The organism is Chryseobacterium sp. 14P4.3.2, from assembly GCF_057799275.1.
Genome location: NZ_JBYOKO010000006.1, coordinates 1 through 12,581 on the forward strand (window position 1 = coordinate 1; position 12,581 = coordinate 12,581).

The following is a 12,581-nucleotide window of genomic DNA, read 5'->3' on the forward strand; positions in this document are numbered from 1 at the left end:
CTTTAAAGTATACTGTTTATGCTTATCTAAAAGCCCTTCTGCGCTTACCGAATCTCTTTCGTTTTTCAGTGGGGCAAAGATAGAAACTTATACCTTACACAGCAAACTTATTTAACATTAAATTCATATCTGATTAATATTTGATGCTAAAACGCTGGCTGGTAAGGCTAAAATTTTTAAACAAATGTTTCAAATAAAGCATATATATAAGATAAGCATTGAATAATCCCTCACAATACTATTTATTGAGCCTTTTCTTCTTTATAAATTAAGCTTAAAAATTCTGCATAAGACTTCTCCAAACCAATAATATCACCTGATTTTAGATTTAAACCTCCTACTCCCGATGTATCCGGCTTTACTTTTAAAGCAGAAACCTGAAAGTATTGGTTATCATCACCCGCTTTTGGCTGAATCTTTATAGTGGAACCTAAAAGTTTCTTAGTTGAAATTGTATATACTTCTCCCGGAACCGTTTTAAATTTTAAAAATGATCTTGGCGATAAAGTATAATCTTCCTTGTTAACACTTATTTTCTGTTTCTTTTCTGAAGATGCAAATAGGTACAAGTCTCCATGCTGAGTTGCTAATTTATCTTTGGGAGTATAGTATAAAGCAATTTTATAGTTAGCAGGATTGAATGACTGGGGAGTTCCGTCAATATTTTCAAAAGGTTTTAAAGTAAATGTATTGGCTCCGATCTCTTTTCCTTTTTTGTATACCATAGAAAATACAACAGCATCATCTTTTGAAAATCCTTGTACTTCTATTTCTCCCAAATAAACAGCATCAGTAGCTGCATCTTCCTTTTTATAGAAGAATTTATCTGAATTGTCGTTAGTTTTTTCGACTTTGGACAGATAAACATTCTGTGCATTCCAAAGCTGGGCGCACAGGACGGAAATGATAATGGCTATATTCTTCATCTATATTATATGTATTATTGTTGTGAAAGAATATCAACACATTCTTCAAGGCTGTTTTCCCAGTGCTTAGGTTCTATTTTGTAGATCTGCTCTATTTTATCTAAAGACATTGTACTTCTTACAGGTCTTTTAGCTGGGGTTGGATATTGCTCTGTGGTTATAGGGTTTAACTTCACCGGTAACTTAGAGAGTTCTGCAATTTTTTTTGCAAATTCAAACCATGTTGTTTCAGGATAATTGGAGAAATGAAAAACGCCATAGGTCTTTTTGGGAGCCTGAATAATATCCATAATCGCTTCTGCAAGGTCATTTGCGTTCGTAGGTTGTCCAAACTGATCAGCAACAATTCCCATTTCATCTTTCTGAGCGAACAAATTCAGCATTGTTTTCACAAAATTCTTATTAAATTCAGAGTACAGCCATGAAGTCCTAAGGATAATAGTTTGAGGATTTATTTCCAAAGCCAGTTCTTCTCCTTTTCTCTTTGATTCTCCGTATACTCCAATTGGATTGGTAAAATCATCTTCAGCGTATGGCAGATTGGTGCTTCCGTCAAAAACATAATCTGTAGAAACATGAATTAAAACTGATTTATTATCAGCACAAGCTTGTGCAAGGTTGGCAACTCCATCTGCGTTTACTGCAAATGCTTTCCCTTTTTCTGTCTCTGCCAGATCTACGGCTGTATATGCAGAAGCATTGATACAGTAATCGGGTTTGTTATCATAAAAGAAATCATTGACCTGCTCTTGGTTTGTGACATCCAGAGTTGATGAATCTGTGAATAGAAATTCATATTGGTTTTCAAAATCAGGTGCAATCTTTCTAATACAGTTTCCCAACTGTCCGTTACTTCCTATTATTGCTATTTTTTTCATTTATTATATTATTAATTTTATTTTCAAAGTATTCTCAATGAAGTTGTGTTCATTAAGAATTTCTTGCGTTCTGAGATCTTAAAAATTTAACTCTTGACTGGAAATCCTTTTGGGGCAAATCCACGTAAAATTTATCAAATATTTGTTTTATATCTTCGGGATGTACCTCAGATCTTCTGGTTTTGACATTGAAATAAATAATGGTAACCCAAAGCACGGCATGAATGGTTTTTTCATCCAGGCTTTTCATAAGAATTTCAACTTTGGCAGTTCTATCCTGTATGTCTATGGTTTTGCTGCTGATCACCACCTGGGTATTATATCTTACTTCTTTTAAATAGGCAATTTCATTTTGAATCGCAATCCAGGTACAGCCGGTCTTTTTAGTGTATTCTTCATAAGTAAATCCATAAAATGTCTCTACATGATCTTCTCTGGCATTGAACATATAGTCGAGATATTTTACATTATTCAAATGTCCGATAGGATCACAATCACTAAACCTAACTTTTACCGTGGTTGATACTTCTTTTTCCATTCCGCAAAAATAAAAAAACCACCTCTAAAAGAGGCGGTTAGTTTTATAAATCTTTGTTAATTTGCTAAAATTACTGAATTCCTAATTCTTTCTTTACAGCTGCTGTTGCATCTGCTCCAGCTTTATAAAGAAATGCTGCTGAATTTGCATCCATAACATACTCGTATCCGTTAGCTTTAGCAACTTTTTCTACAGCATCATTCAATTTTTTCTCAATTGGTCCGAAAGCTACGTCTTGCTTAGCTTGTAAGTCCTTTTGAGCTTTGTCCTGCATTTGAGCTATTTCTTCCTGAATTTTTTGTAATTCAGTTTCTCTAGCTTTGTTTTCGTCAGCAGTTTTCTTAGGCGCTTCTTCTGCAAACTGCTTATATTTAGCTTGTCCAGCATCTGCTTTTTTCTTAATCTCAGCTTGTTTTGTATCTAAGAATGTTTTAAGATCAGCATCTGCTTTTTTCTTTTCAGGCATTGCGTTAAGAACTCCTATTACATCTAAAGTAGCAATTTTTTGAGCCTTTGCCATACCTACTGATACAACCATCATTACTGCTGCAAATAATACACTTAATTTTTTCATAACTGGTAAATAAATAATTTAATTTGTTTTTAGATTTAAAATATAAGTAAAAGTTAATTCAAAACTTACTTTTTACTTTTATTGTTTTTGTCTTTTTTCTCAGTTCCCTTTAACAGGATGGTCAACACTTTTTCTGTATAATCATATTTTCCCTGAAGAAAAATAACACTAATGTTATTGCTTTTATCAAGAACTATGCCCAATCCATTTTTTTCGGACATAGTTTTAATAGCTCCCCAGATCTGATCCTGAAATGGCAGAACCAGATTTGTTCTCAGTTTTGTGATCTCACCATTGGACCCAAAACGTAAGCTGGTAGTTGTTTTGATATTTTTATCGAGATCTACAACTTCTTTTTCTCTAAGTTTAAGCTGGTCTCCTATTAATAATATTTTTTCACTTTCAAAAGCAGCTTTCTTTCTTTCGTATTCTGACTGTAAATTCTGAAGTTCTGACTGCCAAGTATCAATCTGAGCATTAAGTCTTGCTTCAGCTTCTTTATACTGAGGTAGTTTATTTAAAATCTCATTAGTATCTACAACTCCTATTTTTTGAGCATTACTTAGCCCAAACAACAGAAGCATAACGAATGTGAAAGTTACTTTAAAGTTTTTCATATTAATAATTATAATGTTTGGTTCATCAAGAAGTGGGTTTTTCCTCCAGATACATCTCCTGATATTGTTTTGTCTAATCCATATGCAAAATCAAATCCGATTAATCCAAATGCTCCCATATATACTCTTACTCCAACCCCTACTGATCTTTTCAGCTGGAATGGACTGTAAGTACTCCATGAATTCCATACGTTCCCTCCTTCTGCAAATGTCAAAGCATAAATTTTTGCAGTCTGGCTCATTGAAATTGGATATCTTAATTCTAAAGTAAATCTGTTATAGATTGTACCTCCTCCTTTTTGGGTGATATCCTCGTTCTCGCCTCCTGCTGTACTGGCATTTTCATACCCTCTTAAAGGAACTAGCTCTCTACCATCATATCTACCTCCGAAAAGTCCGGTACCTCCCATATAGAATCTTTCAAATGGTGGTGCCCCCAAGTTTTTGTTGTATCCATCCATGAATCCCATCTCAGCAGAGGATCTCAGTACAAGTTTCCCGACGATTTCGTTATATACATCAGCCTTAAACTTGATCTTATAGAACTCCATCCACTTATATTTGTCAATAGGAGACATTGAAGCATAATCCTTTTTCTTAAACAATGAGTATGGAGGAGTCAGCTTCGCTGAAAGCTCTATATTAGATCCCATCGTCGGGAAAATCGGGTCAATACCTGCAGAATTTCTACTTAATCCTAAATTGACACTGAAGTTATTTGCGGTTCCGTTATATTCTGTAGTATCACCAAACTGGAATGGATAGTTATTGAAGTCATACTTCTGGAACTGCAGTCCTGTGTAAAGTGAGAAATAATCATCCGGCCAGTGCAATAGTCTGTTCAGACCTGCTGATGCTGAAAATATATTAAGTTTCTGAGCTGTCCCGTAAGCATCGGTATATCTTACTCTTGAACTATTCAAGCTTACAGAAAGCGCTGTTGCTCTTGTTCCGAATAACCAAGGCTCCGTAAATGAAACTCCATAATTCTGGAAATACTGTCCTGCCTGAACCTGCACAGAGAAAGTCTGACCATCTCCTTGAGGTACAGGCTTAAAGTCTTTAAACTTAAGGAAATTTCTAAGCGAGAAGTTATTGAATGTAAGTCCCAAAGTACCAATGAAACTGTTACCTCCGTAACCCGCCTGTAATTGTACCTGAGAGGATCCTTTTTCAACAAGCTTCCAGTTGATATCCACTGTATTATCCTGTTGATTTGGCTGAATATCCTGTCCTACCTGCTGAGGGTCGAAGAAAGACATCCCGGCTAAATCAAAATAAGTTCTTTTTATTTCTGTTTTTTTGAAGAGCTCTCCCGGTTTTGTTCTTAATGCTCTAAGAATTACGTGGTCATGGGTTGTTGTATTCCCTTGCCAAGTTACTTTATTCCAGCTTGCCTGTTCACCTTCGTTAATTCTAACTTCAAGATTTACAGCATCTCCGTTCACTGATTTTTCGACAGGTGTTACGTTTGAGAAAAGGTATCCGTTATTCATATAAACGGATTTGATATCTGAATCATCTTCTTTACCTCCGTCTTCACCAACTTTTTTGTTGAATCCTACAGCATCGTAGATATCTCCTTTCTTATATCCTAATAATCTTTGTAAATATTCTGTGGCATACACTGTATTACCAGTGAACGTAACGTCCCCGATATAATACTTTTTCCCTTCGTTCAGTTTTACATTGATCTCGTAGTTGTTTCTTTTATTTCTCCATACTGAATCTGAAACGATCTTTGCATCTCTATACCCCAGTGAGTTGTAATAATTGATAAGATTCTGCTTATCTTCCTGATATTTTTCTTCAATGAATTTTGAAGATTTCAAAATTCCACCAATCCCGAAACGTTTTTGTTTTGTTTCTTTAAAAGCTTTATTTCTAAGCTTGCTATCAGTCTCACTTGTATTTCCTTCGAATTCAATGTGATCAATTTTAATTCTTTTACCTTTATCTACATTGATTGTCCAGTCTACCAACGAAGGATCGCCGGCATTTACTTTATCCTGAATAGTGATTTTGGCATCTGCAAAACCTTTCTTGATATAGTCCTTTGGAACATTGGTTTTAAGACTAGAAACTAAGTTTTGAGTAATCTTTGTTCCCGGCTTAAGGTTGTTATCCTTAGCCATTTTTTCGTTCTTTGATTTACCGATCCCCTTCCCTGTGAATTTAACTTCTCCAAGTTCTTTCAGATCTTCAAGGTAAAACTTTAAAACGACAGTCTGACCTTCAATGCTTTGAACATAAACTTCCACTTCAGAAAAAGATTGGGTATCCCAAAGCTTTTTAACAGCATTGCTGATTTTCTGTCCCGGAATATCTACGCTTTCGCCTTTAGTCAAGCCTGTAAATCTTAAAATCTGAGCTGGTGTATATTTTTTTACCCCATCTACAACGATGTCTTTAAGTGTATAAGTGCCTGCCTCATTTTCTGCGTGTACAGCATTATTTACTTTAGTGCTGTCTTGTGGAGTTACTTGTCCATAAAAATGTGCAGAAGCAGCAAACATAATGATGGGTAATAGTCTAAACTTCATTTTATCGAGTCTTTCTTTTCTTTAAATTTATTGACCTTGTATCTGCTCTCCGGTGAGCCCATACCTTCTTTCCTTGTTTTGATAATCCACAATACACTGGAAGAAAATATCTTTGGTAAAATCCGGCCATAGAACATTTAAAAACTGTAATTCAGCATAAGCAATCTGCCAAAGAAGGAAATTACTGATTCTTGTTTCACCACTGGTTCTGATCAAAAGATCTACCGGTGGGAAATCTTTAGTATAAAGATAGTTTTCGAATAGTTGTTCATTAATATTCTCCAGCTCTATCTTTCCTTCTTTTACATCGGAACTTATATTTTTCACAGCATTAAGTATCTCATTTTGTGATCCATAGCTTATTGCTAATACAAGGTTTCCTTTTGTGTTTTCTTTTGTAAGGTCTACCACACGCTGTAACTGTTCACTTACTAGTGGAGGAAGCTTTTCCAAATTCCCTATCACATGCATTCTTAATCCTTTGCTGAAGATCTCTTCTGCTTCAAGCAGTAAGGTTTCTACAAGCAGGTTCATTAGTGTATTCACTTCTTCACTTGGACGGCTCCAGTTTTCCGAAGAGAACGTGTACAGTGTTAAGTATGGAACATCAATCTCATTACAGGCATTAATAGCATTTCTCACTGCATTAATGGCATTTCTGTGACCGAAAGTTCTTTCTTCGCCACGAGATTTTGCCCATCTGCCATTACCATCCATAATGATGGCTACGTGTTTTGGTAAATTCTCAGAATTTATTTTATCTTTAATCAACGACATATTATTCACAATAACATGGAGGTCTTCCGAACGAATATGTCAGTCCTAGACTGAAAGTATTCATCCAGTCATTGGATCTGTCATCTCCAATATTTCTCTTTTTAATAAACTCTTTTTCTCTTTCCTGAGAAACTGCATAATAGTTTCCTGACTGTAATAATGAACCGCCTGTTACGGGATCCAAAATATCTGCGCTAAAGGAAGTTTTCACATCCTTGGACAGAATTTTACTGTGATCCAGCTGATCTGTCAGTGTATATCTAAATGTAGCTTCTGCAAATATAGCCCATGAGTGGTTAAATTTATATTTTAATCCTACTCCAAAAGGGATATGCATTGTTACTTTTTTTCCTAATGAGTAAGCTGCAGTTGTTTTGAAGTCCGTTTCATTAATCGGAGCCATTGCCACACCATCGGCATCTCTTCTGAAGTCATTGACTAAAGTAGCTTTAGGTGCGTCAAACATCAAAGCGCCAATACCTCCAAAGATATATGGACTCAACATGCTGATCTGCTCATTGTTTACTGGAAAAAAGTTATATTCAAACATTAAACTCGTCTCATACACATTGTTTTTTCCGTATGAGTTTCTATTTCTTCTGTAATCTTCCTTTGCCGCCTTATCACTAAATTGAACCTGGTTGTATCCTAAATCCAATCTAATAGTCTGATGCGGGTTAAAATTAAATCTATATAATAATCCTCCATAAAATGGGATGCCCCAATCTGACGTTCTGCTTAAATCCAACGGCTTCTGTAAAATATAATTTGTCCTTCCTACATCTCCCACTAGGTTACTCATACCTAGACGAACCCCCAATTCGTTTCTTTGTGCTTTAACGCTTACCACTCCAAGGAAGGCAAGGAAGCTAAACAATAATTTTTTATTCATAAAAGAATATGGATTTATGGTTATTTTAAAATTTAATTTTTGCAAATATAAAACATTTTTATATTAATGATAATCTTAATGTTTAGTTAAAAATAAACAAAAAAACATAATTTGTTATAAAGTAAACGGCAAAGTGACAAAAATATTCTTTTTTTCATACTATGAAAATACATTATGTATGAAAAAACCCCCATTAAATGAGGGTTTAATGCTTTATTTTTTATTAAAGAACATCTGAACTCTGTTCCTTATTCTGATTAATAGTGGTTCTTTATAGTTTTTGTCTTCATCAAAATAGCCGTAGCCATATCCGTAGCCATATCCGTAACCGTAGCCATAACCATAGCCTTGTTTTGTATTATAATCATTATAAACAAGTCCTAAATGCTTAATCTCATCATTATGATATTTATCTGTAATCATCTTCAGCATATACTTTTCAGTATATTCATGGCGGACAACATAGATATTGGCATCAGAATGCTTCATAAGTTCGTAAGAATCCGCTACTAAACCTACTGGCGGAGAATCTATAATAATAAAATCATATCTCTCTTTCAGTTCTTCTATAAACTTGATGTTTTTCTGGCTCATTAAAAGCTCAGAAGGGTTTGGTGGAATGGGACCTGAAGTAGCAACATCCAGATTAGGGATATTTGTTTTATTGACAATATCGTCAATATTTACTTCCCCGGTCAGATAGTTTGAAATACCATATTTATTATCAATCTTAAAATCACCAAAGATTTTAGGCTTTCTAAGGTCCATTCCCAACAGGATTGTTTTTTTATCACTTAATCCCATTACAGACGCCAGGTTAATAGAAACATAAGTCTTCCCTTCACCTCCGATGGAAGATGTTATCAGGATAACTTTTCCTTTTTCATCATCATTATTCATTAAGAATCTCATATTAGCCCTTATCCCTCTAAACGCCTCTGAAACAGATGATTTAGGTTGTTCTAAAACGGTAAGCATATTTTCATTACTGTTATTACCAATCACTCCAAGAAGTGGGATTTTTGTAGCGCTCAATAATTCTTTGATATTTCTGATCTTATTATCAAGCAGCTCTCCAACCAGGATGAATAACAATGGAAGTAACAGCATTATTGAGATAATTGCAATCTTTGCCAATTTGATATTAGGACTTATAGGCCCCTGCCCCAAATTCTTTGCTGGGTCAATTACAGTAATATCAGATTTATTGGTAGCAACATTCATCTGTGTTTCATTTTGTCTTCCCAATAAGCTGTTATAAGTAGCTTCAATCATATTGTACCCCCTTTCAGCATCCAGATACTTTCTTTCTTTTTCCGGAAAGCTGGATAAATCAGAATTGGCACTGGCTACTTCACGATCAATTCTATTGATTTCATCATAGTATTTGTTATAATAATTTCTAAGACTGTTGGACGATCCCATTTTAGCCTCGCTGATAAGCCTGTTAATCTCTTTCATAGGCTCTGAGCTGGGTTTGTAGATTGAAGCCATTTCTTCTCTCTTCGCATACATAGCCTTTAGTTCAGCAACTGTAGCGGTGAAAAAACCGTCTTCAAAACCTGCAGCATTGGTTGCGATCATTTTATCAAAATTCTGCGACTGAAGTGTATTCCTTATATTGTTCAGAGAACTCAGTTTGCTTACAATATCAGCTTTTTTTGCTTCAAGCTCTTTTATTTTATCTAAAGATCTCTCGTCCCTGTTCTTAATATTGTAAAGCTTTTCTGATGTTTTTAAATAGTTCAGGACTGCGGCACTGGAATCTAACTTTTTACGGATCTTATCCAAATTGCCTTGTAAATAAGCTTCTGTATTTTTATTAACAGTATTTTTATCTTCAAGTCTTTTTTTCTGTAATTCATTTACTGACTTATTCAGGAAGTTAACTGTATTGTTCAGATTGTATCCTTTTTTGGTAATAATCATAATGGTAGAAATCTCTTTATCGAATTCTACACCTATCGTGGACACTATATCATTTACAGTCTGGTTTACAGAACCAAGGCTCACAATAATATTTTTAAGTTCCAATTTAGGAACCGTTGGATTTTGTATCAGTTTAAATCTCAGATTGGGAGATGTATACCACTCATTTACCTTAAGAATTTTGTTGGCTGGTCTCTCATAATTGCTAATATTCTGAAATCCCTCTGCCTCATAGCTATATAAATTTGTAGACTGCCCTTCTTCCGGAAGAACGACTTCATAAGAACCATTGCCTTTCGGAAGTAATGTAATTGGATAGTTAATCTGCTGAAGATGTTTTTTGTCGATTTCCAGAGAAACAGGAGAATCATACTTGTCCAAATAGGTTGATTTAATCGCCCCTTTGGTAGAGTAATTGACAAAAAGATCTAATTCTTTAACTAAAAACTCATTATGCGATCTTGAAAGAAGCATTTTCTTCAGGTAAATCCCATCCTGATTACCTCCCTGCCCCCAGATAAAGTTGATAGACTGATTTGGGGTAAAATAACTTGAGGTATTATTGGATATACTCAACGATAAATCTGAGGCATATACATTCTGTGCATAATATTTACTGTACACCCAAGAAATAGTGTAACCAATAAACAGCATGAAAACAAACCAATACCAGTTCTTTATTATTCTTCTTAAGAAATGTTCGATATCAAACAATGCAAACGTGCCAAATTTTTCTTTCTGACCTTCGTTTTTTTCTACTTGTGTGTCTTTTCCCGGAATCATAAGGATTAAAGATTTTTGATAAGTAAATAAATAGACAACGCAGTAGTAATTGCCGAAACTCCTGTAACTAAAGTTTGAATAGGATCTTTTCCGAATCCATTTAAACTTTTAGCTCTTGTATTCAGATAAATCTCATCACCGTTTTGTACGTAATAGTAAGGAGAATTCATAAGATCTTCACGGGTAAGGTCTATTTTGGCAATTTTGATTCCTTCCGGAAGCTTTCTATGGATAACGATTTCCCTTTTGTCAATCGTTCTGTTTAACCCTCCGTTTATAGCCAATGCTTCTGTAATAGTAAGGGTATTTTTGTGGGCAACTTTTTCCCCGGAAAGGCCTGTAGTTTCTACATCTCCAAGAATATAGTATGTAATTCCGTCAGTATTTAATCTTACTTCAGATTTACCTTCCTGAAAATTTTCATTTACCTTATCCTGTATTTCTTTTGTAATATCATCAAGCGTTCTTCCTTCTGCTTTTACATATCCTATTCCAAAGATATTAATTTCACCATTGGTATCAACCTTCAGTCCATTGAAATAAAAATTTATATTTCCACCTCTGCTTCCCCCAGTAACAATTCCTCCTGCTCCCACAGAACCGCCTCCTGAAACAGCAGAACTCGTCACACCGCCTCCGCCTAATCCTCCCGAAGTATTGTAAGAGGAATAAAACTGTGCAGCATCTCCTTTGGGAGTGGTGACAATGTTAAGATTAAGGATATCATTTTTTGTAATCCTGTATACGGGAATATTGTAGGGAACAAGGCCTTCTTCGTTAATAACGAGACTTTCGCTGGGCTGCAAATATCTCACATCCTTTGTTGTGATACATGAGGTAACTAAAAAAGGGAATATTAAAAATAAATACTTAAAATTCTTCATCATATTTGAATATTGTTTACAAAAGTAATATTTAATTGTTAATTTTTGTTATTTCTTAATTTATATAGCAAATCTGGTAAATAAGCGCCGAAAAAACCTAGTGTAACAATTACCAGCAATAATAAATTTACATTCATGTGTCTTAAATAATAAGCAATCCCTACAATCATCAGATAGTAAAGAATAATATAAAAAGTAGATCTTCTATGGGTAAGATTAAGCTTCAACAGTTTGTGATGAATATGGTTCTTATCTGCGTCGAATGGCGATTTCTTGTTGTAAAGCCTTACCATAATAACATTTAACGTATCTACAATAGGAAGGATTAGAATCGCTACAGCAACTACTGGCGCGGACTGTAAATGATATCTAGGGACATCTGCGAGATTTTTATCAATGAAAATATCAATGAAACAAATGGATGTGAAGGCCAATAAAAAGCCTAGTAACATAGATCCCGTGTCTCCCATAAATATTTTATTGGTTCTGGAATTTGACAGATTATAGTATAAAAATGCCAATCCCGCTCCAATAATGATAACAGACAAAACAACCAAAGGATAATTATATTCTCCTAACCTGTAATAACTTATTCCAAACAGCGCACTGCATATTACAGAATAACCGCCTGCCAGCCCATCTATACCATCAATAAGATTGAAGGCGTTAATCAAAATAATAAAAGTAATTATACTGAATACAACGCTTACAAAGTACCCCAGTTCGTATACTCCGAATATCCCAAATAAGCTTCTGATTCTGATATCTGAACCAATGACAACTAATGAAGACACTAAAATCTGTGCAACAAGTTTCTTATATGCCCTCATTACAACAATATCATCCATTACTCCAATATACAGCAGAATGATCAATGAAGCAAATAAGAACTTATAAAGATCAAACAGCTCATAGGCAAAAATGGATGTACAAATCCCGATTGAATAGAAGATGGCAATACCTCCCAGATTGGGAATTTTTCTGAGGTGAGAGCTTCTTATCCCAGGTTCATCCATGAGGTTCTTCCTTCTTGAGATCTTTACGATGGTGGGAATACTGAAAAAAGTAATCAGAAGGGAGAATACAAAGCCTAATCCTATTTTTACGTAGAAAATAGGTATCCCCGAGGCGCTTAAGAACAATTCAAAATTTTTCATCCTTTTTCTTATCCAGTACTTTCTTTCTCCAATATGAATAGAAAACCCAACCATGTAAATAGAATAGGTTTAACCATTATTTT

The 12,581-nt window shown here is 34.8% G+C and carries 11 protein-coding genes; all 11 read right to left on the bottom strand.

Translation table 11 applies throughout. The features are described from left to right. Positions 1-242 precede the first annotated feature (242 nt). Positions 243-926: a hypothetical protein gene (locus AC27VX_RS10670; protein ID WP_488695515.1), complete on the bottom strand. Its 684-nt coding sequence runs from the start codon at positions 924-926 to the stop codon at positions 243-245. Positions 927-940: 14 nt separating this feature from the next. Further along, positions 941-1,804 (bottom strand): dTDP-4-dehydrorhamnose reductase, encoded by an 864-nt coding sequence (gene rfbD, locus AC27VX_RS10675; protein ID WP_488695517.1) that lies wholly within the window; start codon positions 1,802-1,804, stop codon positions 941-943. 52 nt (positions 1,805-1,856) lie between these two features. Further along, positions 1,857-2,342 (bottom strand): acyl-CoA thioesterase, encoded by a 486-nt coding sequence (locus AC27VX_RS10680; protein ID WP_236856341.1) that lies wholly within the window; start codon positions 2,340-2,342, stop codon positions 1,857-1,859. A gap of 70 nt (positions 2,343-2,412) precedes the next feature. Further along, positions 2,413-2,916: an OmpH/Skp family outer membrane protein gene (locus tag AC27VX_RS10685; RefSeq protein WP_236856342.1), complete on the bottom strand. Its 504-nt coding sequence runs from the start codon at positions 2,914-2,916 to the stop codon at positions 2,413-2,415. A gap of 65 nt (positions 2,917-2,981) precedes the next feature. Beyond that, positions 2,982-3,533, bottom strand: a complete 552-nt coding sequence (locus tag AC27VX_RS10690) for an OmpH/Skp family outer membrane protein (RefSeq protein ID WP_236856343.1) — start codon at positions 3,531-3,533, stop codon at positions 2,982-2,984. An 8-nt stretch (positions 3,534-3,541) separates the two neighbouring features. After that, on the bottom strand, positions 3,542-6,076 hold the full coding sequence (gene bamA / locus AC27VX_RS10695) for an outer membrane protein assembly factor BamA (protein ID WP_236856344.1): 2,535 nt from the start codon (positions 6,074-6,076) through the stop codon (positions 3,542-3,544). Positions 6,077-6,103: 27 nt separating this feature from the next. Beyond that, on the bottom strand, positions 6,104-6,853 hold the full coding sequence (uppS, locus tag AC27VX_RS10700) for an undecaprenyl pyrophosphate synthase (RefSeq protein WP_236856345.1): 750 nt from the start codon (positions 6,851-6,853) through the stop codon (positions 6,104-6,106). Between the two features lies 1 nt (position 6,854). Beyond that, the gene (gene porG / locus AC27VX_RS10705; RefSeq protein ID WP_236856346.1) at positions 6,855-7,745 is read right to left on the bottom strand and encodes a type IX secretion system protein PorG; all 891 of its coding nucleotides are present in this window, start codon (positions 7,743-7,745) and stop codon (positions 6,855-6,857) included. Positions 7,746-7,958: 213 nt separating this feature from the next. Next, a complete protein-coding gene (locus AC27VX_RS10710) occupies positions 7,959-10,457 on the bottom strand; it encodes an exopolysaccharide transport family protein (RefSeq protein ID WP_236856347.1) in 2,499 nt (832 codons plus the stop codon). 5 nt (positions 10,458-10,462) lie between these two features. Then, positions 10,463-11,344, bottom strand: a complete 882-nt coding sequence (locus AC27VX_RS10715) for a polysaccharide biosynthesis/export family protein (protein WP_236856348.1) — start codon at positions 11,342-11,344, stop codon at positions 10,463-10,465. Positions 11,345-11,379: 35 nt separating this feature from the next. Next, positions 11,380-12,498 (bottom strand): glycosyltransferase family 4 protein, encoded by a 1,119-nt coding sequence (locus tag AC27VX_RS10720; RefSeq protein WP_236856349.1) that lies wholly within the window; start codon positions 12,496-12,498, stop codon positions 11,380-11,382. Positions 12,499-12,581 lie beyond the last annotated feature (83 nt).